The organism is Staphylococcus sp. HMSC055C03, assembly GCF_001809385.1.
In the GTDB taxonomy this organism is placed as follows: Bacteria; Bacillota; Bacilli; order Staphylococcales; family Staphylococcaceae; genus Staphylococcus; species Staphylococcus simulans.
The window spans coordinates 68977-93134 of sequence record NZ_KV797514.1; the positions used below are offsets into that span (position 1 = coordinate 68977).

The 24158-nt window shown below is 35.2% G+C and carries 26 protein-coding genes, 1 pseudogene and 1 other annotated feature; of the genes and pseudogenes, 3 read left to right on the top strand and 24 right to left on the bottom strand.

From position 1 onward, the window contains the following. Positions 1 to 10: 10 nt before the first annotated feature. From hisS to HMPREF2603_RS10870, 21 genes are all read right to left on the bottom strand, one after another. Positions 11 to 1285: a histidine--tRNA ligase gene (gene hisS, locus HMPREF2603_RS10775; protein ID WP_060804780.1), complete on the bottom strand. Its 1275-nt coding sequence runs from the start codon at positions 1283 to 1285 to the stop codon at positions 11 to 13. Positions 1286 to 1610: 325 nt separating this feature from the next. Continuing rightward, positions 1611 to 2486: an N-acetylmuramoyl-L-alanine amidase family protein gene (locus tag HMPREF2603_RS10780; protein WP_002481115.1), complete on the bottom strand. Its 876-nt coding sequence runs from the start codon at positions 2484 to 2486 to the stop codon at positions 1611 to 1613. Next, positions 2483 to 2935: a D-aminoacyl-tRNA deacylase gene (gene dtd / locus HMPREF2603_RS10785; protein WP_002481116.1), complete on the bottom strand. Its 453-nt coding sequence runs from the start codon at positions 2933 to 2935 to the stop codon at positions 2483 to 2485. The genes HMPREF2603_RS10780 and dtd overlap by 4 nt, the downstream gene beginning before the upstream one ends. 15 nt (positions 2936 to 2950) lie before the next feature. Continuing rightward, complete coding sequence (locus tag HMPREF2603_RS10790; protein WP_002481117.1) at positions 2951 to 5140, bottom strand: RelA/SpoT family protein; 2190 nt, start codon at positions 5138 to 5140, stop codon at positions 2951 to 2953. 351 nt (positions 5141 to 5491) lie between these two features. Next, positions 5492 to 6010 (bottom strand): adenine phosphoribosyltransferase, encoded by a 519-nt coding sequence (locus HMPREF2603_RS10795; RefSeq protein ID WP_023016066.1) that lies wholly within the window; start codon positions 6008 to 6010, stop codon positions 5492 to 5494. Between the two features lie 18 nt (positions 6011 to 6028). Then, positions 6029 to 8302 (bottom strand): single-stranded-DNA-specific exonuclease RecJ, encoded by a 2274-nt coding sequence (recJ, locus tag HMPREF2603_RS10800; protein WP_060804781.1) that lies wholly within the window; start codon positions 8300 to 8302, stop codon positions 6029 to 6031. Positions 8303 to 8440: 138 nt separating this feature from the next. Continuing rightward, positions 8441 to 10717: a protein translocase subunit SecDF gene (gene secDF, locus HMPREF2603_RS10805; RefSeq protein ID WP_060804782.1), complete on the bottom strand. Its 2277-nt coding sequence runs from the start codon at positions 10715 to 10717 to the stop codon at positions 8441 to 8443. A 432-nt stretch (positions 10718 to 11149) separates the two neighbouring features. Then, the gene (gene yajC, locus HMPREF2603_RS10810; protein ID WP_002481121.1) at positions 11150 to 11410 is read right to left on the bottom strand and encodes a preprotein translocase subunit YajC; all 261 of its coding nucleotides are present in this window, start codon (positions 11408 to 11410) and stop codon (positions 11150 to 11152) included. Positions 11411 to 11427: 17 nt separating this feature from the next. Next, positions 11428 to 12567 (bottom strand): tRNA guanosine(34) transglycosylase Tgt, encoded by a 1140-nt coding sequence (gene tgt, locus HMPREF2603_RS10815; protein WP_070502107.1) that lies wholly within the window; start codon positions 12565 to 12567, stop codon positions 11428 to 11430. 18 nt (positions 12568 to 12585) lie between these two features. Continuing rightward, positions 12586 to 13611 carry a tRNA preQ1(34) S-adenosylmethionine ribosyltransferase-isomerase QueA gene (queA, locus tag HMPREF2603_RS10820; protein WP_060804783.1) on the bottom strand — a complete coding sequence of 342 codons (1026 nt, stop codon included), beginning with the start codon at positions 13609 to 13611 and terminating at the stop codon, positions 12586 to 12588. After that, positions 13601 to 14617 (bottom strand): Holliday junction branch migration DNA helicase RuvB, encoded by a 1017-nt coding sequence (gene ruvB / locus HMPREF2603_RS10825; protein WP_023016070.1) that lies wholly within the window; start codon positions 14615 to 14617, stop codon positions 13601 to 13603. The genes queA and ruvB overlap by 11 nt, the downstream gene beginning before the upstream one ends. 25 nt (positions 14618 to 14642) lie before the next feature. Beyond that, positions 14643 to 15248, bottom strand: coding sequence for a Holliday junction branch migration protein RuvA (gene ruvA, locus HMPREF2603_RS10830; RefSeq protein ID WP_070502109.1), 606 nt, complete (start codon positions 15246 to 15248; stop codon positions 14643 to 14645). 12 nt (positions 15249 to 15260) lie between these two features. After that, positions 15261 to 15716, bottom strand: coding sequence for an ACT domain-containing protein (locus HMPREF2603_RS10835; RefSeq protein WP_002481126.1), 456 nt, complete (start codon positions 15714 to 15716; stop codon positions 15261 to 15263). A 10-nt stretch (positions 15717 to 15726) separates the two neighbouring features. After that, a complete protein-coding gene (gene obgE / locus HMPREF2603_RS10840) occupies positions 15727 to 17019 on the bottom strand; it encodes a GTPase ObgE (protein ID WP_023016071.1) in 1293 nt (430 codons plus the stop codon). A 129-nt stretch (positions 17020 to 17148) separates the two neighbouring features. Further along, entirely contained in the window at positions 17149 to 17433 is a 285-nt protein-coding gene (rpmA, locus tag HMPREF2603_RS10845) for a 50S ribosomal protein L27 (RefSeq protein ID WP_002481128.1), read from the bottom strand. Between the two features lie 11 nt (positions 17434 to 17444). Continuing rightward, positions 17445 to 17765: a ribosomal-processing cysteine protease Prp gene (locus HMPREF2603_RS10850; protein WP_002481129.1), complete on the bottom strand. Its 321-nt coding sequence runs from the start codon at positions 17763 to 17765 to the stop codon at positions 17445 to 17447. Positions 17766 to 17767: 2 nt separating this feature from the next. Then, positions 17768 to 18076, bottom strand: coding sequence for a 50S ribosomal protein L21 (rplU, locus tag HMPREF2603_RS10855; RefSeq protein ID WP_002481130.1), 309 nt, complete (start codon positions 18074 to 18076; stop codon positions 17768 to 17770). Between the two features lie 12 nt (positions 18077 to 18088). Further along, positions 18089 to 18165: a sequence feature (ribosomal protein L21 leader region), on the bottom strand. A 32-nt stretch (positions 18166 to 18197) separates the two neighbouring features. After that, a complete protein-coding gene (mreD, locus tag HMPREF2603_RS10860) occupies positions 18198 to 18719 on the bottom strand; it encodes a rod shape-determining protein MreD (RefSeq protein ID WP_060804784.1) in 522 nt (173 codons plus the stop codon). Beyond that, entirely contained in the window at positions 18719 to 19558 is an 840-nt protein-coding gene (mreC, locus tag HMPREF2603_RS10865; protein WP_002481132.1) for a rod shape-determining protein MreC, read from the bottom strand. Before mreC ends, mreD begins: the two co-directional genes overlap by 1 nt. A 215-nt stretch (positions 19559 to 19773) precedes the next feature. Beyond that, on the bottom strand, positions 19774 to 19899 hold the full coding sequence (locus HMPREF2603_RS13700; protein WP_002481133.1) for a hypothetical protein: 126 nt from the start codon (positions 19897 to 19899) through the stop codon (positions 19774 to 19776). Between the two features lie 94 nt (positions 19900 to 19993). Next, the gene (locus HMPREF2603_RS10870) at positions 19994 to 20461 is read right to left on the bottom strand and encodes a DUF4930 family protein (RefSeq protein WP_002481134.1); all 468 of its coding nucleotides are present in this window, start codon (positions 20459 to 20461) and stop codon (positions 19994 to 19996) included. A 147-nt stretch (positions 20462 to 20608) separates the two neighbouring features. Between HMPREF2603_RS10870 and HMPREF2603_RS13465 the strand changes: the two genes are divergently transcribed. Next, entirely contained in the window at positions 20609 to 20779 is a 171-nt protein-coding gene (locus HMPREF2603_RS13465) for a hypothetical protein (protein WP_002481135.1), read from the top strand. A gap of 55 nt (positions 20780 to 20834) precedes the next feature. Here the strand turns inward: HMPREF2603_RS13465 and HMPREF2603_RS13135 are convergent. Next, positions 20835 to 20978 (bottom strand): annotated as a pseudogene (locus HMPREF2603_RS13135) (JAB domain-containing protein); the annotation flags it as partial. 231 nt (positions 20979 to 21209) lie between these two features. Next, positions 21210 to 21872, bottom strand: a complete 663-nt coding sequence (locus tag HMPREF2603_RS10875; RefSeq protein WP_001092058.1) for a class I SAM-dependent methyltransferase — start codon at positions 21870 to 21872, stop codon at positions 21210 to 21212. A 392-nt stretch (positions 21873 to 22264) separates the two neighbouring features. On the opposite strand from HMPREF2603_RS10875, the gene HMPREF2603_RS13850 reads away from it, so the two are divergent. Beyond that, complete coding sequence (locus tag HMPREF2603_RS13850; RefSeq protein ID WP_010959190.1) at positions 22265 to 22324, top strand: erythromycin resistance leader peptide; 60 nt, start codon at positions 22265 to 22267, stop codon at positions 22322 to 22324. 57 nt (positions 22325 to 22381) lie between these two features. Next, the gene (gene erm(A), locus HMPREF2603_RS10880) at positions 22382 to 23113 is read left to right on the top strand and encodes a 23S rRNA (adenine(2058)-N(6))-methyltransferase Erm(A) (RefSeq protein ID WP_001072201.1); all 732 of its coding nucleotides are present in this window, start codon (positions 22382 to 22384) and stop codon (positions 23111 to 23113) included. Positions 23114 to 23238: 125 nt separating this feature from the next. On the opposite strand, the gene HMPREF2603_RS10885 is transcribed toward erm(A), so the two are convergent. Next, on the bottom strand, positions 23239 to 24021 hold the full coding sequence (locus HMPREF2603_RS10885; RefSeq protein ID WP_000067268.1) for an aminoglycoside nucleotidyltransferase ANT(9)-Ia: 783 nt from the start codon (positions 24019 to 24021) through the stop codon (positions 23239 to 23241). Positions 24022 to 24158 lie beyond the last annotated feature (137 nt).

Consider the following 24158-nt stretch of genomic DNA (forward strand, 5'->3'; position numbering starts at 1 on the left):
CTCTCTCCTCTTATTTCGCTTTCTTCTCTTCAAAATATGAAACTAAATCCGTGAGTTGAATCGCTTCTGATTCTCCGCTCTCCATATGTTTGATATTGATATTTCCATCTTCAAGTTCTTGGTCGCCGATTACAATCGTATATTCAGCTCCTACACGGTTCGCTTGCTTCATTTGACCTTTAATTTTACGTTTCAAGTAATCTTTATCTGCTTTAATACCGTGATGGCGTAAATCATTTAATAATTTAACTGCGTAACGGTCCGCTTTCTCACCCATCGTTACAATAAATAAATCTAAATGATCTTCATCTTCGATTTCGATACCTTCTTCTTCTAACGCAAGTAGTAAACGTTCAATACTTAATGCGAAACCAATACCTGTTTGTTTTGGTCCATCTAGTAATTCTAATAAACCATTGTAACGTCCGCCGCCGCATAGTGTTGTGATGGCACCATCATAATCTGGACTGTCAATCATTAATTCAAAAGCAGTGTGTGTATAATAATCCAGACCACGAACTAAGTTTGGATCTTCCACATAAGGAATACCTAATTCATCTAAATAACTTTTAACTTGTTCAAAATAAGCTTTTGATTCTTCGTTTAAATATTCTGTGATGCGTGGTGCAGTTTTAACCGCTTCTTTATCTCTATCCACTTTACAATCCAAAATACGCATTGGATTCGTATACAAGCGAGATTGGCAGTCACTACAGAACGTATCAATGACAGGTTCAAAGTGCTTAATTAACGCTTCGTTATATTCCTTACGAGAATCAAAGTCACCCACACTATTAATCACAAGTTTCAAGTGTTTTAAGCCGAATGATTCATAGATATGCATTACCATTGCTAAAATTTCAGCATCAATACTTGGATCTTCGGCACCGATTGCTTCTACACCGAATTGATTAAATTGACGATAACGCCCTTTTTGTTTACGTTCATATCTGAACATCGGACCATTATAGTAAAGTTTAATCGGTTGGTTCGGATCACCTTGCATTTTATTTTCAATGTATGAACGAACTACTGCTGCAGTACCTTCTGGTCTTAATGTAATACTGCGATCACCTTTATCTTTGAATGTATACATTTCTTTTTGTACAACATCTGTTGAATCGCCGACACCTCTTGCGAATAAGTCAGTGCTTTCAAAAATAGGTGTGCGAATTTCTTTATAATTATAAAGTTCCATTAATTCATCTAATTTTGTTTCAATATATCTCCATTTTCTGCTTTGATCAGGCAGAATATCTTGTGTACCACGTGGGATTTTAATCATATCGTCACTTCCTTTTAGAAATAAAAAAGCCCCTTGTATGATATCACTATCACACAAGGGACGAATTTTCCGTGTTGCCACCCTAATTGAACTGTATAGCACAGTTCCACTTTAAACATTTAACGTATGTTGTACGGAAGATAAACAGTAACTATTTACCTTCACCTCTTCTTGTGTTCAATAATGACAAAATTACTCTGAATAATCTTTCAGCCTAGGATTATTTCTCTTGTATCATTTCGTAATGTCTATTCAAGAATCGTAACGGTTTTAATTATTTTATTCAGATAATATCATAACGATTTTAAGCATTGATTGCAACTATTTAAGCTGAAAAATACATACGCAAACCATCAACAATAGACTGTTCTAATATTTGACGATGCAATTTATCTCGTATCATCATCTCATCTGTTGGATTACTGATATATCCTAGCTCAATTAACACAGCCGGTATTTTAGATTGACGCAATACTTGATAATTTTCCTGTCTTGCACCTTTAGGTGACAGCAAACCTTTTTTCTGTATACTCATACTTAAAACTTGTGCTAAATCTTCTTGTTTTTTCTTGTACCAATATACTGTTGCACCATTTGCTTCAGGAGACTCCAAAGCGTCATTATGTAAGCTGATAAACGCATCACCTTTAAGATTTCTATCTTTCAGTTTGACGTAATTATCATTGTCACGCGTCATTTTAACAGTTGCGCCTTCTTGCTCAAGTTTCTTTTTTAACTCCAATCCAGTTTTTAAAGTATAAACTTTTTCTAAAGATTTATACTTAGTGCCACTGGCTGCTCCCTGGTCACCACCGCCATGACCAGGGTCCAGTACAATCACTTTGCCTTTTAACGGCTTAGCATTCGGATCATTATCTGGCGGAATATCTAAATCCGTATGCCATCCAGCCACCCATCCTTTTTGCTTGCCATTACTCGTTTCAACATAAATCCATTTACCTTTTTTATCAAGTTTATGGAATGTTTCACCTTTTTCAGCAGGAAAAATCTCAGGATAAACGGCATTAGGACCCGTTCTTAATTCTGCATCTTCTTTCATTGTTACACTATCATCATGTTTATCTTGATAATTGGCAACGAGAATTATCGTAAATACAACAATAATAATTAAGAGTGCAGCAATGAGTACGGGAATCGGTTTAAGTCTATGCTTTTTAAACCACCGTTCTATTCGGTTCATATCACTTTGCCGTCCTGACTTTCATAAATAATCGTCACAGGACCGTCATTTGCGATATCCACTAACATATCAGTACCGAATTCACCTGTCTTAACTTCTAAGTCATAAGTACGTAATGTATCGTTCAATGCTTCGTATAAGCGATTTGCTTCATCTGGAGATTTAGAATTTGAAAAGCCAGGTCTATTGCCTTTTTTAACATCAGCATATAACGTGAATTGAGATATAGATAATATCTCACCCCCGATTTGCTGAACATTCAAATTCATTTTTCCTTCTTCATCTTCAAAGATTCTTGCATTGGCTATCTTTTTTGCCACTGCTTGCACATCTGCTTCAGTCGAATCTTTACCGACACCAACTAACAAACATAAACCTTTTCCAATTTGATTATTTAACGTTTCATTTGTTACAGATGCTTGTTTGACACGTTGTACTACTACTCTCATTTATATACACCTCAGTTAGTTCCAAACTCTTGTTACTGTATAGACGTCTCCTAGTTGTTTAATACGTTCTACGACTTTAAATACTTCGTTGACGTTTTTAACCATCACACTTAAATTAATAATAGCATTTTTTTCAACATCAGATTTACCTGATACTTTAACTAAATTACTGTCAGTTGCGTTAACCGCTTGTAGTACTTCATTAAGTAATCCGTTGCGGTCATAGGCAGTGACTTCTAAATCAACTTGATAACGTTGTGTAGAGTCTTTAGATTTCACCCACTCTACGCTGATCAAACGTTCTTTTTCATTTCGGATATTCGGACAATCTGTACGGTGTACTTTAATACCATGTCCTTTAGTAATATAACCTACAATATCGTCACCTGGAATCGGATTACAGCATTTAGATAATTTGATCAATACGTTTTCAATACCTTCAACATAAACACCGCTGTCTGTGGTGATATTGTCTTTAATCGGTACAGATTTTGTGACTTCTTGCGCTTCATTCAATGCACGTTGCTTGTCAAGAATACGTTGTTTTTCCGTTAACTTGTTAACGATTTGTGATGATGTCACACCGCCAAAACCTACTGCCGCAAATAAATCATCTTCATTTGAGAAATTATATTTTTGATTGACGATATCTATATTCGCTTCTGTCAATACTTCATCAACTTTAAAGCCTTGTTCCTTAATTTCCGCTTCTACCATAAACTTACCTTTTTCAATGTTTGAAGAACGGTCTTGTTTTTTGAAGAAGCTTTTAATTTTGCTTTTTGCACTGGAAGAACGAACAATTTTCAACCAGTCTCTGCTTGGTCCATAGGAATGTTTGCTTGTTCGTATTTCAACAATATCTCCAGTTTGCAATACGTAATCAATCGGTTCGATTTTACCATTGACCTTTGCACCGATCATTTTGTTGCCGACTTCACTGTGTACGGCATAGGCGAAGTCAATCGGAACTGCACCATAAGGTAATTCAATCACATCACTTTGTGGTGTGAAGGCATATACTTTATCACTTTGTAAATCGAACTTCAATGATTCCATAAATTCTTGTGCATCATTCGCTGTTTTATCCGCTTCTGCCAAGTCTTTCAACCATGATAGTTTCTTAGCATAACTTGAATTATCATCAGTGACTTTCTTGCCTTCTTTATAAGCCCAATGCGCCGCAACCCCGTGTTCAGCAATTTCATGCATTTCATGTGTTCTGATTTGAATTTCTAAAGGATCGCCATTTGGACCTACAACAGTGGTATGCAACGATTGATACATGTTTTGTTTAGGCATCGCAATATAGTCTTTGAATCTGCCAGGCATCGGTTTCCATAAAGTATGTACTAAACCTAATACCGCATAACAATCTTTAATTGAATCAACAATAATACGCACTGCTAATAAATCAAAGATTTGATCGAATTGTTTCTTTTGTTTCATCATTTTACGATAGATACTGTAAATATGTTTAGGACGGCCGTTAATCTCACCTGAAATATGCATTTTATCCATTTCAGCACGTATATTGTCTATCGCGTTTGCAATATAAGCTTCACGCTCACTACGTTTTTTCTTCATGAGATTGACGATACGGAAGTACTGTACACCATCGATATAACGAAGCGCTATATCTTCAAGTTCCCATTTGATTGTATTAATCCCTAAACGGTGTGCAAGAGGTGCGTAAATCTCTAATGTTTCTTTAGAAATTCTAATTTGTTTTTCTCTCGGCATCGCTTTTAAAGTACGCATATTATGCAGTCTATCTGCTAATTTAACTAAGATAACACGTACATCTTTGGCAATCGCAATAAATAACTTTCTATGGTTCTCAGCTTGTTGTTCTTCTTTAGAACGATATTTGACTTTCTTTAATTTCGTAACCCCTTCAACAATCATGGCTACTTCATCGTTAAACATCGCTTTTACGTCATCAAATGTGTAAGGAGTATCCTCAATTACATCATGTAAGAAGCCTGCAACAATAGTCGGTCCGTCAAGATGCATCTCAGTTAAAATACCAGCTACTTGAATCGGGTGCATAATATAAGGCAAACCATTTTTTCTGAATTGGCCTTGATGCGCTTCATATGCGATATGATAGCTTTTCAAGACATGTTCATACTCCTCTTTGGATAAGTAGGATTTTGCTTTATATAAGACTTCATCTGCGCTGTATGGATATTCATTATTCACATTAGACACCCCCACATCTTCTTTTTAAGTACATTTTATTTTATAAACTGCTTGTCAGTTTGTTTGAATATTTCGTATTTCGACAATAGTTATATAGGTTACCAGCCTATTTTCAACTCGTTCCTTTTATCACAACTTACATTTATATTAAATAATATATCTATTCTACTATACATTGACAGATAATTGAACCACTATACTTCGACGTATTGTGTGAACTTTCGCAATTATCTTGTCAGTGTCGTTTACAAGCTTACCTTGTAGAATGAACTTTTATTTTAAAAACAAAAAACAAATTTTGCAAATAAATAAATGTATCGCTTACCCTTCACTAGTAAGCGATACATTATTTTACTCATCATATGAAATTAAGCTTAATACTTCGTAGTCTTTAATCTTTTCATAACCATGTAAATATTTTAATTCGATGATAAAGGCAATACCAGCCACAATACCTCCTAGTTCTTCAACGAGTTTGATTGTAGCTTCAATCGTGCCGCCTGTCGCTAGCAAATCATCAGTAATTAAGACGCGTTGTCCTGGTTTAATAGCATCCTTATGCATAGTTAAAACGTTAGTACCATATTCCAAGTTGTACTCATATTTGATGACTTCTCTAGGAAGTTTGCCTTCTTTACGTACTGGTGCAAACCCAATTCCCATTGAATACGCTACAGGACAACCGATGATAAAGCCACGTGCTTCAGGACCTACAACGATATCTACTTCTTTTTCTCTAGCAAATTCAACGATTTGATCTGTCGCATAACCATAAGCTTCCCCATTATCCATAATCGTTGTGATATCTTTGAAATTGACGCCTTCTTTAGGCCAATCTTGTACTTCTGAAACATATTGTTTTAAATCCATTTATTTATTTCCTCCTAATTACTTAGCTAGCTGTTCTTTAATCCAAAGTTTCACCTTTGAAAAGTCATCATATAACAAGAATTTCTCAACATCTATCCGTTTAAGTCTTGCTTGATAAAGCTTACTAGAAGTAATGTCCTTTTTATCTACATTTTTATTCACTTTAATTATACCATGATTATTCTCAATAAAATCTAATTCATTAAAGACTTTGAGCATAAATATCAATAAAGGCGGTTTGATTTTTAAATAGTTGCATAACTGCATTCCATCTTGTTCTAAGTTGATTTCATCTTTCATAAATAAGGCTTTATAGCACGCCTTAAAATGGTTCATTTGCGGCATGCCATCAAAATAAATAGAGTGTTGATGGTTCAACTCTAAAATAATTTGACTGGCTTGAATTGACTTTAATGTTTGTGCCATGGTTTCTAAATCCAATGGTAACTCTTTAAAGATATATCTGTCATAAACTTGTTCAATTATATCTCCATAGAAATATTGATGTTCATGTGCTTTTTCAGCCTGTGCATTGATAATTTCTGCAGTCGATGCATTATCATGCATCTCATGTTGACGTGCTTTGCCTCTGAAGTCTAAAATTTGCAGCTGTTCTGAAGCCATATCTTGTACCATGAATTGAGGTGATTGATTACCATTCCATTCATTTATTTGTAAGGTCCCGATTAAATTTAAGGGTTCGTTCGGTTCTAGTTGGTGTGCATATGCACCATTTTGCCAATAAAGGGCTTGTAACTTAGAATCACCTAGTGTCATTTTTAAATGTTTGCCTTCTTGACCAATCCCTTTAGATTGTTTGACTTGAATCCCATCTAATTCAAACACAGGACTAGTAAAGTCTGTACCGAATGGTCGTAACTTTTCAATATCTGAAATATTTTTAACCGTAATATCAGATTCGCTTAATACTAAATCTACTTTTTTCCTAGGTGTTAAATCTTCGTGTTTTGCGAGTTCTGCCATATGAGCATTTAACGCTGTTTTAAGCTTTTCTATATTTTCAATTGGTAAAGTCATTCCCGCTGCCATATGATGCCCACCGAATTTTGAAATCAATGGTCTTTCTTTATCTAGCATCTCATACATTGAAACTTGTTCAATATTGCGTGCAGAACCTTTCGCAAAATCTTGTGCAGTATCAATGTTTAGAATGATCGTCGGCAAGCCATATGTTTCAACAATTCGTGAGGCAACTATGCCAAGAACACCTTCATGCCAATTTTCTTGGGCAAGGATTAAGAAGCGGTTTCCAGCTTCTACTTCCGCTTGTGCCATTTCAAGTGCTTCGTCTGCAATCTCTTGAACAATATCTTTTCGTTCTTGATTAAAATGTTCAACTTGCTCAGCTAAGAATTCCGCTGCTTCCGCACTTTCACACATTAACAATTCCGCTGCTAAACTTGCATCATCTAGACGGCCTACTGCATTCAAACGCGGTCCTATTATAAAACCAATCGTTTCTTCGTTTATCGCGTCGTTATACCCTGCTTGACTTAGCAGCGCTTCGATGGCAACTGATGGATGATTGTTCATCACTTTTATACCTTGTTGTACAATAGCTCGGTTTTCATCTGTTAATGAGACCAAATCAGCAACTGTACCGATGGCTGCCAAAGCTGTAAATTCAGGTGCAGGATGATCAAGTAATGCTTGAGCAATTTTTAATGCGACCCCTGCACCGCTTAAGTATTTAAATGGATAGTCAAAATCTGGATGCATCGGATGCACAATCGCATAAGCTTCCGGTAACGTTTCACCAATTTCATGGTGATCTGTAATAATCACATCTATGTCTAATTCTTTAGCCACTAGCATTTCATGATGACCTTGGATACCATTATCAACTGTAATAATCAAATCGATACCTTCATCCGCTGCATTTCTAAAGGCTGCTTCATTTGGTCCATATCCTTCAGTAAATCGATTTGGAATATACCATCCGACTTCTGCACCAAGTTCTCTTAATGCACTGACTAATATAGATGTAGATGTTACCCCATCAGCATCATAATCTCCATAAACTAAAATACGTTCTTTTTTATCAAGTGCTTGATTGATACGTTCGATAGCTTTCTTCATATCACTTAACGCATAAGGGTCATGCTGAATTTGAGATGGTTCTAGTAATTGTTTGATTTCAGAAGACGCTATTACACCTTTGCTTTGTAATATTTTTTGTACGATAGGTGTAAGCTTTAATGCTTTAGCGTCATCTGATGTGATTTCTGATATATTCGATTGTAAATCCCATTTATACTTAGCTTTAATCATATAACGACTTCCCTCTTTTCCACATGTCATTATACAGAAGAACTCATAAAATAAAAAGCAACTTCTACCAAACATAGCGTTTTACATCATAAAAAAACTCCCAGACTAAAAAGTCCAGGAGTTAATACTCTCGTTCTATTAAACCAGAATTTTATCTTCGTTTTTACGTTTTTCACGATAAACGACAAGTTTATGATTTGGTGCTTTTTTAAGCTGTTGTTTTTTCATCATGCCCCATAAAGGTACAGCGATGAACACAGATGAGAATACACCAGAAACTAAACCAATTAATAATGCAAGTGCAAAGTTGAAGATACTTGATGCACCGAAGATTAATAATGCGACTACAACAATCACAACTGTTAATACAGTGTTGATTGAACGTGTCAGTGTTTGTCTGATTGAACGGTTTACAATTTTGTCAATCTGTTCTGGTTTAGTAATCACCCTGATTTTATGCAAGTTCTCACGTACACGGTCAAACGTAACGATTGTATCGTTAATAGAGTAACCGATAATTGTTAGAACTGCTGCGATAAATGTTACATCTACTTCAATTCTGAACAAGCTGAATACCGCAACAATCATAAAGGCATCATGCAGTAATGCGATGATAGATGATAAGCCCATTCGCCATTCGAATCGTAATGAAATGTATATAATCATACCGATTGATGCGTAAATCAATGAAAGTAATGCGTTTTTCGCAATTTCTTGACCAATCACCGGTGAAACTGTGTTAACAGTAGGTTCATTACCGAATTCTTTTTTCATCACATTTTTAACTTTAGCAACTTCGTCTTTGCTCAAATCATTTTTAAATTGAACAGAAGCGCTATCGTTATTACCAGATAATGAAATACGGTCAGGCTTCATATGCGCTTTGTCTAATTGTTTTGTAACATCTTCTTGTGTAATCTTATGATCTGCTTTCATATCAACACGTGTACCACTTGTAAAGTCGATACCTAAGTTTAATTTGAATATAAACAGAATTACTACACCAGCAGCAATCACAATACCACTGAACCAGAATAATGGTTTCGCAAGTTTCATGAAGTTCCAATGATCATAAGGTGTTTTTAATTGATACACATCAATACCTTCATTGATATCATGTCTATCTTTCTTCTTAATACCAAATAACCAGAAACTTTTCTTGAAGTAATTTGATTGTACTAACAATGATAATAAGATACGTGTTAAGAATACTGCTGTCACGAAACTCATTAAGATTGCGAGTAATAACATCGTAGCGAAACCTTTAACCGCACTTTCACCAAAGAAGAATAACACAGCTGCCGCTAAGACAGTTGTTAAGTTCGCATCTAAAATCGTAATAAAAGAACTCTTATTCGCTTTGTGGAAAGCTTGTTTCAATGTTCGTCCGATTCTCAACTCATCTTTAATCCGTTCATACATGATGATGTTCGCATCAACCGCCATACCGACACCAAGTACCAGTGCCGCTAAACCTGGCAATGTAAGTACACCATGAATGAAGTTGAAGGCTACTAAAGTTAAGTAGAAATATGTTGTTAATGTAATTACGGCAATAATACCAGGTAATCTGTAGAATCCTACCATAAATAAGTAAATGACTCCGACACCTAATAATGAACCGAAGATTGTTTTATCTAATGCATCTTGACCGAACTGTGCACCTACAGAGTTAGAGTAAATTTCTTTAAGATGTACTGGTAAAGAACCAGAGTTCAATAAGTCAGCAATTTGTTTTGCTTTTTGAACGCCTTCTTCGCCATTAAATCCACCAGAAATTTCTACACTGTCAGAGTTGATAGGTTGATCAACTGACGCTGCTGAAACATATTTCGGGTCTTTTTTCTCTTTTTCTTTTTGGTAACTATCGCCTTTTTCGTAGTCTAACCAAACAACCATCACGTTTTCTTTACGTTTTGAAATCTCTTCTGTGACTTTCTTGAATTTTTTACTATCTTTCAATTTGAAAGTAACAGCCGGTTGGTTGGTATTCTGCTTAAACTCTTGTTTTGCAGAACCTTGAACTAAATCCTTACCTGTTAATTTAACGTTATCGTCTGAGTCACGAATCGTTAAATTCGCTTGTGAAGATAAAATGTCTCGAGCTTCATTTTGGTTTTTAACACCAGCAAGTTGTACTCGAATACGGTTATTATCTTCAACAGTAATCTTAGGTTCAGATACCCCTAAGACGTTGACCCTGTTTTCTAACGTTTTGGCTGTGGCTTGAACAGCCTTATCGTCTATCTTATCACCCTTTTGTAATGGATTAACTTGGTAAAGTACCTCAAATCCACCTTGAAGGTCCAAGCCTAAACGAACGTCTTTAATTACATTCTTGTAAGTTGCTGCCATGCCAGCAAAAAGCAACACAACAAGTAACAAGAATGCAATTATTCTACTGTTTTTCTTCACATGAACACCTCATTATTTACTTATGTAAATAGCATACTTGATTTTTCAAATGAACTGCAAGCTAAAACCAAACGTTTCGGTTTGTTCTTACGCTGCACTTCAATTGAATGAACCTATATAGCTTACTACATCCTTACTCAGCTTTCAAAAATTCAAACAATACTTTATGTGATGCATAGCGTGTACAATTGATTAAAATCAACATTAAATCACGTTAATACTATGCAAAACCTTATAAAATCGTATTCCAATATTGAATTATACACGCTCCTACACTAATTTAAAACAACTTTTCATGCATTTAAAGTAATTCAAACAAAATTAAAACATCCTAAAACAATCTATATCGGATCGCTTTAGGATGTTTATTGGGTTAATCTATGTACAGGTAATTCGCTTACGCTTGCCTATACTATGTCATACTAACATTAATTAGTCTGGATTAACTTGTTTTACAGCACCTTTTTCAAATGTGATTTGAGTGCCTTTGTCGTTAACTGAAATGACAACTGTTGTTTCATCAACTGCACGTACGACACCTTTGATGCCGCCGATTGTTGTAACGTGTTGTCCTGATTCCAAACGGTTCACCATTTCACGGTGTTCCTTTTGACGCTTTTGTTGTGGTCTGATCATGAAGAACCACATTAAAGCTAATAATGCAATAGGTAAAATAAGACCAGTTAAATTCACAAACATTACTCCTTTAATTAAAAGTTTTTAGGATTTTCTTCATTCAATCCATATTGTTCAAAGAATTCCTCTTTAAAATCTAAAAGACGATCCTCCCGAATGGCCTGTCTGATATCCTCCATTAATTTTAACAGAAAATATAAGTTATGATAAGTAGTTAGGCGTATACCAAAAGTTTCTTCTGCTTTTATTAAATGACGTAAGTAAGCTTTTGTATAGTTACGGCATGTATAACAATCACAATTTTCATCAAGCGGACTTAAATCGTCTGCATATTTTGCATTTTTAATAACCACACGACCATTAGAAGTCATACATGTACCATTTCGTGCTATACGTGTTGGTAATACGCAATCAAACATATCCATACCACGAATACCACATTCGATTAAAGCATCTGGTGAGCCGACACCCATTAAATAACGTGGTTTATCCTTAGGCATGAATTGTTCAGTAAATTCAACCATGTCATACATGACTGGTTTAGGTTCACCCACAGATAATCCGCCAATCGCATAGCCAGGAAAATCTAACTTCACTAATTCTTCAGCGCTTTGCTGACGTAAATCTTTATATTCTCCACCTTGGATAATTCCGAATAAAGCTTGGTCTTCTGGTCGTTTATGTGCTTTCAGACAACGCTCTGCCCATCTTGTTGTTCTTTCGATAGAGTCTTTGACATATTTATATTCAGCAGGCATTGGCGGACATTCATCAAATGCCATCATAATATCTGAACCTAAATCATTTTGAATCTCTGTCGCTTTCTCAGGACTCAAGAATAATTTAGAACCATTTTTATGATGTCTGAAATGAACACCTTCTTCTGTGATTTTACGTAAATTACTTAGACTGAATACTTGGAAACCACCTGAATCAGTCAGAATTGGGCCGTTCCAATTCATAAATTTATGCAAACCACCCGCGCGTTTAATAATGTCATTACCGGGTTGCAACCATAAATGGTATGTGTTGCCTAGAATGATTTGTGCATTAATTTCCCTTAGTTCTTCAGGACTCATAGTTTTAACGGTTGCTTGTGTTCCTACTGGCATAAACATAGGTGTTTCAAATGAACCGTGCGGTGTATGCACGATTCCTAACCTTGCACCGGATTGTTTACATGTTTTGATATGTTCATAAGTTACTGCAGGCATAACTTTTTCACGACTCCCTTAAATAATTAACATTGCATCACCAAAGCTGAAGAATCGATATTTCATTTCGACAGCTGTTTGGTATGCATTTAAAATATATTGTTTTGAACTGAATGCTGAAACTAACATGACAAGTGTGGACTTCGGCAGATGGAAGTTCGTAATTAAAGCATCAATAGCTTTAAACTCAAAGCCTGGATAAATAAAGATATCCGTCCATCCGCTTTGTGCTGTAAATTGGTCATGGTCTCTGCGAATCGTTTCTAATGTTCTTGTTGATGTGGTACCAACTGAAATAATACGATGTCCTTTTTGTTTTGTTTCATTTAACAAATCAGCTGTAGCTTGAGACATCTGATAATATTCACTATGCATTTTATGATCATCTATATTATCAACGCTGACAGGTCTGAAGGTACCTAAACCGACATGCAATGTTACAAATGCAAGGTTCACTTGTTTCACTTTTAATTGTTCTAACAGCTCATCTGTAAAGTGTAAGCCGGCTGTTGGTGCAGCGGCAGAACCTGTTTCCTTCGCATAGACTGTTTGATAGCGATCTGGATCATCTAAACGTTCTTTGATGTAAGGCGGTAATGGCATTTCACCTAATTCATCTAAACGTTCTTGTAAAATACCTTCGTAATATAAACGCATAATGCGTCCACCTTGTTCTAATTCCTTAATACATTCTGCGATGATTTTCCCTTCACCAAATGATAATTTTTGGCCCACTTTGATACGTTTCGCAGGCTTCAACAATACTTCCCAATCATTACCTTCGATTTGTGTCAGCATCAACATTTCTACTTTAGCTTTTGTATCTTCTTTTAAACCAAATAAGCGCGCAGGCATGACTTTAGTATCGTTTAAGACAAGCGTGTCACCTGGATTAAAATATTCAATAATGTCTTTAAAATGACGATGTTCAATGTCGCCATTCTTTCTATTTAATACTAATAAACGACTTGTATCTCTATCTTTTAACGGCGTTTGTGCGATTAGTTCTTCCGGTAAATGATAATCAAACTCTTCAATATTCAAAATTGTCCCTCTTTCCATGTTCAGTGCCAAAGTGTTCATAAGCTAGGGGTGTCGCTTTTCTTCCTCTCGGTGTGCGTTCTAAAAAGCCTTTTTGAATTAAGAAAGGCTCATAAACATCTTCGATTGTAATACGTTCTTCACCGATAGAAACAGCGATTGTGTCTAAACCGACAGGTCCCCCATTATATTGATTAATAATACAGCGCATCATTTTATGGTCGATATAATCTAAACCATAATCATCAACTTGTAGAAGTTGTAATGCACGTTTTGTTGTTTCAATATATATTTTGTCGTCTTCATTGACTTGTTGGAAATCTCGAACGCGTTTAAGAAGACGGTTGGCAATACGTGGTGTACCTCTACTACGTTTCGCAAGTTCTGCAGCGCTCTCTTCATCAATTTCTGTTCCTAGTACTTCTGCAGTTCGCTTAATAATATCTTCTAGTTCATCCTCATTATAAAACTCCAAACGTAAATGAACACCAAAGCGATCACGTAAAGGGCCCGTTAAGCTGCCGGCTCTTGTCGTTGCACCTACTAATGTAAATGGAGGCAAATCAATACGAATACTGCGCGCTTCTTCTCCTTTGCCGATCACGATATCTAAATAGAAATCTTCCATTGCAGGATATAAAACCTCTTCAACTACACTGCTTAAACGATGAATTTCATCAATAAACAAAACATCACCTGGTTGCAAACCTGAAAGGATTGCCGCTAAATCACCAGGTCGTTCTATTGCTGGTCCAGTAACTGTTCTGATGTTTACACCCATTTCATTCGCAATGATGTTTGACAAGGTTGTTTTACCAAGTCCAGGGGGGCCGAATAATAAAACATGATCTAATGGCTCCTCACGCATCTTTGCTGCTTTTATAAAGACTTCTAAATTAGCTTTAATTGATGCTTGACCGATATATTGTCTTAGTAAATGTGGTCTCAATGATAATTCAAAAGAATATTCATCATCATGGACCGTTTGATCTACCATTCTGTCATCCATTGTGTCCCCTCCTTTTGACTTATTTTTAAGAAACTAATATTTTCAAACCTGCTTTAACCGCTTCATCCACTGATTCAAACTGCTCTGTACTCAATTTCTTTTCAACTTTTTTCAATTCACGCTTAGAATAACCTAATGCTTCTAATGCAAGCAAGGCTTCTTCTAGGACTGGTGAATTGCCGGATACAGTTGTATCAGGTTGCTGTAATAAAGTATCTGCACTTTCATCTGTGATTTGAACTTTACCTTTTAAATCTAAGATGATTTGACGTGCAGTCTTCTTACCGATGCCTGGGAATTTTGTTAAATACGCTTCATTTTCATTTTCTATACCGATTTTCACTTCATTAGGCGTACTTGCAGCTAAAATTGCCAATGCCGATTTTTGACCAATACCTGTCACTTTATTCAAGCTTAAAAACATTTCTTTTTCTTCTTCTGATATAAAACCATACAACAACTGTGCATCTTCTCTAACAACTAAAGACGTGTAAATTACTACTTCTTGTTGAAATGAAGATTGAAAACGATAAGAGTTCGGTGTTTGGATTTCATAACCGACACCATTCGTTTCCACCACCACGTGTGTTGGGAACAATTGTGTTAATTGACCTTTAATATATGCGTACACGCCGTCACTTCCTTACATTGACATACTGATTATTTCTACTTTATAAACATTTTCAATGTTTCGTAATGCAAAAATCACATCTTCAATCGAAGTCTGACTGCCTGCAGTATTTAAAGACAATGTGATTGTTGCTTTATCTTCCATCGGAATACTTTGATGAATCGTTAAAACAGACATGTGAATTTGAGAAATCGTATTAAGAACTTGTGCAAGCATACCAACCTTATCATGTACATAAAGAATGATAGTGAATTCTCTTGTATCTTCTACCTTTTCATCAATTGGAAAAATAGTATCTTTATACTTGTAAAAGGCACTACGAGATAAACCGTATTGTCTGACTGCTTCATAAATAGACAAATGCGGATTTTCTTTTAATGCATCTTTAATTTGCAATGTTTTAATGACAGACTCTGGAAGTACATCTTCTCGTATCAGATAGAACTTTTTCACTTGTTTATCGTTCACTTAGACACCTCTATTCAACGAATTCAAATTCTCCGCCTAAAATTCTTACGATATCTCCATTTTTCGCACCACGTTCTCTTAATGCATCATCAATACCCATTGAACGCATTTGACGCGCAAAACGTCTAACTGCCGGGTCACTATTGAAATCAGTCATATGGAACATTCTTTCAATTGCTTTACCGCTGACCACAAATGCTGCATCATCATCACGTGTAATTGTGAATGCATCTTGTGATGGTGTGTGTTTGTATAATACACGGTTCACACCTAATGCTTCATCATCTTCTTTAGAGAAATCAACATCTTTATACTCTTCTAGTTTATCAGCAATCGCATAAAGTAATTGATCAAGATTTTCTCGTGTATAAGCAGAAATTGGAATAATCTCTACATCGTCACCAACTTCAGACTTAAAGAGTTCTAAATTATCTTGTGCGTCTGGCAAATCCATTTTATTTGCGACGATGATTTGTGGACGATCTTCTAAACGTTGACCGTAAGATTTTAATTCATTGTTAATAGTTTGGTAATCTTCATAAGGATCTCTGCCTTCTGATCCGCTCATGTCAATCACATGTACAATGACTTTAGTTCTTTCGACATGACGTAAGAATTGATGTCCTAAACCAACACCCTCTGAAGCACCTTCAATTAATCCAGGTAAATCAGCCATAACAAAGCTACGACCGTCAGGTGTTGAAACAACACCTAAATTTGGTTTAATCGTTGTGAAATGGTATGCTCCGATTTTAGGCTTTGCTTTTGAGACTGTTGAAAGCAATGTAGATTTACCTACACTTGGGAAACCAACTAAGCCAACATCTGCCATTAATTTTAATTCTAATGTGACTTCAATTTCTTCACCAGGTTCACCATTTTCACTGAAATCAGGTGCTGGGTTTCTTGGTGTTGCAAATCGAGAGTTGCCTCGACCACCACGTCCACCTTTAGCGACAACGGCACGTTGTCCATTTTCTACTAGGTCAGCGATGACTTCATCCGTTTCAACTGCTTTAATAATTGTGCCTGGTGGGACTCTTAATACTAAATCTTCCGCATTTCTACCATGCATGTTACTACTTTGGCCGCCTTCACCACGTTTGGCTTTGAATTGGCGTTGATATCTGAAATCGAGTAATGTACGTAACCCTTCGTCTACTTCAAAAACTATAGATGCACCGCGACCGCCGTCTCCGCCTGCCGGGCCTCCGAAAGGAACATATTTCTCTCTTCTATATGCAGTGATACCGTTACCGCCATCGCCTGCTTTTAATAATATTTTAACTTGATCGACAAACATGTTTCTCACCTCTTTTATATATTTTCTAATGCAATATCTAGATTATTATATCATTCTTTATGTACGCTTAGAAATAAAGACAAAAATAAAACACCAGAAGTTAAACTTCTGGTGTTGCGTCAACAAAAATTACTCAGCTGCAGCGTATACTGAAACTTGTTTTTTGTTACGGCCTTTGCGTTCGAATTTAACAACGCCGTCAATTTTAGCGAATAATGTGTCATCGCCGCCGCGACCTACATTTTCACCAGGGTAGATTTTAGTTCCGCGTTGACGGAATAAAATTGATCCACCTGTTACGAATTGTCCGTCAGCACGTTTAGCGCCAAGACGTTTAGATTCAGAGTCACGTCCGTTTTTAGTAGAACTTACCCCTTTTTTCGATGCGAAGAATTGTAAGTTTAATTTTAACATCTGGATACACCTCACTTATAATTTAATTTTATATTATCGTGGTACTCGTCTTCAATAGTTTGAAGTGATACGAGCATTGCTTGCAAAATCAATTGCGCTTGTTCATCGTTTACGTTTACACTTCTGAGATGGAAATAGCCTCCATCATCGTCATAATCTATGTCAGGTCTTTCAGATGTTAATCCGAGGATAGCATTGACACTTCCGAATAAAACCGCTGAAGCGCCAGCACAGACAATATCATGACCATACTCGCCATGTTCAGCATGACCATCCATGATGACATCTGTTACTTGACCCTCTTCATTAAACGAAACGTCTATCTTAATCATGATTAAGCGTTGATTGCGTCGATTGTTAATTTAGTGTATGGTTGACGATGGCCTTTTTTACGTTTATAGTCTTTACGACGTTTGTAAGTAAATACAGTGATTTTCTTACCGCGACCTTGTTTGTTTACTGTAGCTGTTACTGTCGCACCTTCAACTGTTGGCGCACCAACTTTGACTGCGTCTCCACCTACAAATAAAACTTTGTCAAAAGTGAAAGTGTCACCTTCGTTTACATCTAATTTTTCAACGTAAATTTCTTGACCTTTTTCTACTTTAATTTGTTTACCGCCTGTTTCGATAATAGCAAACATACTTTGCACCTCCTATAAAATAAGTCACGCCATATATAGGTGATACACTTGGTATACTTAAACCTATATTTGAGCGGTTGTATGTAGCTATAAACTACTCAACTGCTAAAGCTTACCATCCCTAGGCTTTCCTGTCAATTGGCAAATCTAATTTTTTGATTAATTTTTTAATCAAGCTAAAAACAATCACCAATAACAGTAAATTTACGAAAGCGGTTGGTAATAATCGGAATAATAAAAAGTCCCAAAGATTAAATTTAATTAATCCTAACAAACCATAAATTAATGCTTGGTAAATTTCAAAGATGATTGTAAACAGCCAAACACCAATGAATACCATCGTATGATCTCGATAGTATACTTTGAAAAAGAAATCCATCAAAATCACAAATAATAAATAACCAAATGTATTTAAACCATAGATTGTTCCATAATATAAATCAGTAGTTAATCCGAAAATTATCGCAAGTACAACTGCGATACTTGGTTTTTTATAGATGGTAATAATCAACAAATACATCAACAATAAATGCGGTACGAAGATAATCCCTCTTCCACCGATTTGCATCGGTATCACTAAAGCGATTAATGAATCAAGATAGAACAATACAGCCCCAATTAAAAAATAGTAAAACGCACGCATTATTCATCACCGCTTTCATCAGGAAGTGTTTTCGGATCGCGTTGTGCAACATAAACATGATCTAAGTCACTTAAATCTGCCGCTGTTTTTACTCTCACTTCTTTTGAAAGCCCATATTGATCATTTTCTACTTTAGTAACTTCACCGATATATAAGTTGCTTGGTATTTGATTCGCTAAACCACTTGTCACAACTTTATCGCCTTTTGCGATTTTATCCTTATTATCAATATCACTGATAACTAATTCATTTGTTTTTCTATCATAATGGTTAATCAACCCGAAGATTTTTTTAGAATCATGTTGAATATTAACTGAAAGTTTACCATTACGAGATGAAGTTGAAAGCAAATCTACTTGAGCAGAAAACTGATTGACTTTGACAACTCTGCCGACTAAACCTTCTGCTGTAATAACAGCTTGGTTTTGTTTGATTCCGGCTTTTTTCCCTTTATCAATAATCGCTTTATTCATCCATTGGTCTGGATTTCTAGCAATCACTGTTGCGCTGAGAGGTTCGTATTTAGAGATGTCTTTAATATCTAATTCTTTACGAAAACCTTCATTTTCCGCTTTCAATCTCTCATTTTCTGCCTCTAATTGTTTGATTTTATTTTTATCCTCTTTTGATGTTTTTCCATTGAATAAACCGTCAATTGAACCTGTTACTATATGTAATGGATAAGATAGTACGCGTTGAGGAACGGACACGGTATCACCGACATATTGTTCCACAGGCGATTGGTGATGTGATCTGATCGATAACCCTATTAACGATATAAATAGAATCAGGGAACAGAAAATAACAATCAATTTGTTATTTTTAAAAAACTTGGACAACCTGAACACCTCTATTAACTCAATTTTTCATATCTCACTATATTTTATATTATTATACACCTTAGTTAAAGTGCCAACTGTACCTGGCAAAAAATACTTAAAAAAAGAGCATCAGCAATTCATTTGAAATCGGCTGATGCCCAAAAAATATCTTCATTTTATTTTAATTAAAAATCAGCTGTAAATGTTCATATACACTGTCTAAGTCTGAATCATTATTTCTTGTTGCTGTCTTCTTTTTCATCTTCTTTATACAGGGTTTCTTCTTTTCTCCAGTTCTCAAACAGCTTTTGCGCTTTTGATTGTTCAGCAGCGTTTTTTCCATTTGTTTGTTTACTCATTAAAGAACACCAAACCTCTCTATCAATGATTCAACACAAGGGTAACGTAAGACTGTATTATTTTCAAGATAATGCACTATAGAAACAACTCGATTTATTTAAAATAAGCTACAGGGTGCATTTGTATATTTTGCTGCATCGCTTGTAAGTCTTGATGCAGTTCAATTTCCGTTGCATAAATACGTAATTCATCAGAACCGAATTTGTACATGATAAACTGATTGCCACGTTGCCCAATTAAATAATTTTCATTATAGCCCATTCTGCTTAATCCGCTGACATCCATAAACTCTTCTTTATTCAACATGTTAAAGATGTTCTTAGTCTGACTTGCGGGCATATTATTCAAAATATCATTTTTTTCTACAACATAACGTTGGCCAGGTTTGAAATCTTCAATTGGTACATTACCGCCTTGATAAGATGAATAGGTAGTTTTATTGCTGATTGGATTCCATTCTTGTTCTTTTAAAAACGGTGCATATTTCAACGCAAAAAAGACAATTACAATGATGCATCCGACTGCTATAATATTTTTAATGATGTTAAATAGAAAACGCATCCTCACACCGTCCCATTCTTAATGATTTCATTGTACGCTTTTTTACGAGAATTTTCATCAGACTAGAGAACGACACTTGATTTAAATCCCAAGACCGATGCATCCACAATACATTTCAGTTACACTATATGTAAAGGAGTTGCAGCCATGTCAATTTTAACAATTATTTTACTCGTATTATTGATTGGTCTACTCTTCAGAGTAGGTGTTTCATTACTACGTTTTATCATAAAAATTGCGATTTTCGCTTTAATTATTTATTTAGCTTATCAAGGGATTATGTGGATTCTGAACTATTTTCAAATGCATCCATTTTAAATCAAAGCATATTTACTATATTCCGATAACACCTTCATGTCGTGTTATCGGTTTTTTAATCATCAAAATACCCCGCTTCAACCAAACTCAAATACTTCGCATCTCCAATAATTATATGATCAAGCAATTCAATGCCAAGCACTCTGCCACACTCTTGCAATCGTTTTGTTGTATGAATATCTTCTTTTGAAGGTGTGATGTATTATCAAGAGTAAATTACAAAAGAATCATTTAAATCAATACTTTCACTTTGAATACATGTATTTGAAGTGGAAGGTACTTATTTCAAAAATAGTAAAACCTGTATCTTAAATTACTTAATAGTAACATAAGATACAGGCTGATTTTTTATTCATTGTTATTTATACTAAAGCACCCGATAGCTCTGAAAACAATCACAAATTCAACTTTTCAAAGCCACAGCTTTAAGTTATTTTGTCCAGACAACCCCCATTGCCCAACCCATTTTATGGAATTGGCATCCAGGCAACAACTTTTCATATAAATCGTAATAATTTTGTTCAGATAGGTACTTATCTGAAGCTAAATGCTCAAGCCATGATTTAGATGTGTTGTGATTATAAATTCTAATCGCATTTTTTATTCCAAATTTGAAACAATGCGGTAAAAACTCTTGGATTGCCCCTAATTTATAAACATAGGTAGGCGGTGTCTCGACTTCAGATACATTATCAAGAATAACTATTCTTCCTTCCTCATTCAACAGTTCCTTCATTTGCTGTATTACGCTGGCTATATCATCCAAATGATGAAAGGTTGTTCGGCTTACAATAAAATCAAACTTCTCATTAAAATTAAGTTGTTCTGCATTCATATTCAGATAGACCGTATTTGTTAGTTGACGTTTAGATTTGGCAAGATCGAGCATTTGATTAGAAATATCAATCCCTACCACTTCATCATAATAACTTGCTAATTTCTCCACTAACAAACCCGAGCCACATCCGATATCTAATGCTCTGCCTTTCTTTGGAGACATATTAGACACAAAGAATGAATAATCATTCAAAAGCTCATTCACGAAATCGTAATCTTCTGCAACCTTATCAAACTGTGATTCTATTGTATTCAAAAAGATCCCCCATTCCTACTTTATCGACATTCTTTCATTACTTACCACTTTAGATGTTTTTTCGTTGGGGATAAAACTTCCCTTTAGACAATTTTATCCAAAGACAATACAACAGTGCAACTTTATTAAAGTCACTGTCCTTTATCGCAGCCTTTACTTTTTAGTAAAGACAGTGGCTTCTCTTATCAAGTTTCAAAACATATTATTTTGAAGAAAACGTCCATCTGAAGTGTCAAGTGCAAAATTACATATAAAGGTTTATTCTAAAATGAAAAGATGATACAATCATATTCAGTTACATAAGGAGGTTTCAATTATGTGCACCAGTATCGCAGTAGTAGAAATTACTTTATCTCATTCATAATGAAAAAAAATGGAAAGGAGATAAAAGTATGGGTACTTTTTCTATATTTGTTATTAATAAAGTTCGTTATCAACCAAATCAAAATTAATTGGTTATAATGAACGCTTAATGTCAGTTCATTATAACCAGTAAGGAGAAGGTTATAATGAACCAGAAAAACCCTAAAGACACGCAAAATTTTATTACTTCTAAAAAGCATGTAAAAGAAATATTGAATCACACGAATATCAGTAAACAAGACAACGTAATAGAAATCGGATCAGGAAAAGGACATTTTACCAAAGAGCTAGTCAAAATGAGTCGATCAGTTACTGCTATAGAAATTGATGGAGGCTTATGTCAAGTGACTAAAGAAGCGGTAAACCCCTCTGAGAATATAAAAGTGATTCAAACGGATATTCTAAAATTTTCCTTCCCAAAACATATAAACTATAAGATATATGGTAATATTCCTTATAACATCAGTACGGATATTGTCAAAAGAATTACCTTTGAAAGTCAGGCTAAATATAGCTATCTTATCGTTGAGAAGGGATTTGCGAAAAGATTGCAAAATCTGCAACGAGCTTTGGGTTTACTATTAATGGTGGAGATGGATATAAAAATGCTCAAAAAAGTACCACCACTATATTTTCATCCTAAGCCAAGTGTAGACTCTGTATTGATTGTTCTTGAACGACATCAACCATTGATTTCAAAGAAGGACTACAAAAAGTATCGATCTTTTGTTTATAAGTGGGTAAACCGTGAATATCGTGTTCTTTTCACTAAAAACCAATTCCGACAGGCTTTGAAGCATGCAAATGTCACTAATATTAATAAACTATCGAAGGAACAATTTCTTTCTATTTTCAATAGTTACAAATTGTTTCACTAAATTAAAGTAATAAAGCGTTCTCTAATTTCACAAGAGGACGCTTTATTCTTCCCAAAAATTGTTCAATATTTATCAATAAATCAGTAGTTTTAAAAGTAAGCACCTGTTATTGCAATAAAATTAGCCTAATTGAGAGAAGTTTCTATAGAATTTTTCATATACTTAACGAGTGCTTTCACCTTTGAATATAGTCCTTCCCACTTATCATCACACTCTCCCCGATAGCCTTTTCTAGCTATATCCAGTAAAGTTACATGCTCTTTAGGTAAAAGAGGTATAGCCCATTCTGCAGCGACATCTTTCGAGGTAATTTCACCAGTAGTCACTGTTTGCCACATTCGAGCTAGGGTTAAAATTACATTACGCTCATCACCTTTTATCCCCTCAATTAGTTCTGGCAAAGAATCCTTAATTGCTCTTCGAATATCTGTCAAAGGTACGGAGACAAGTATACTTGAAGAATCAGGACCAAATAGAGAAATACTATTCTTTCTTGCTTGTGCTAAAACAATAGCCAAATCAGGATCATAGCTTGGTTCCTGAATTTGTCCATTCTCAAATTCACCCCTGAGCCACTCACCGTATATAAATTCTCTTTTTGGAGGATATTGCCAAGGGACAACTTCACTCCTATTTATAACCGTAACTTCAAGTGGTCTAACAGAATCCGTATTTCCAATCTTTCCTGATATAGTCATTAGTCTTTCTGTTAGTTTTTTTCGAGTTAATTGAGGTAAACTATGATTCACGACGACTAGAACATCTACATCGCTGTTAATGCGTAAACCACCATTTACTGCTGAACCAAATAGATATACTCCAACTATTGAACTTCCAAATAAATCTTTTACGATTTTTAATGTTTGAATCGCTTGATTTGGTATTTTTCCGTTAATCAAATTGCTCATGATTTCACCTCGTTGATTATGTTCATATAAAGTTTATATTGATACTCAATTTACTTACCCTAGATTGGACATATACTTAAATTACTGTTCAATAAAGCTGACCGTTAGCGTTTAAGTACATCCTTTCACAATTTGTC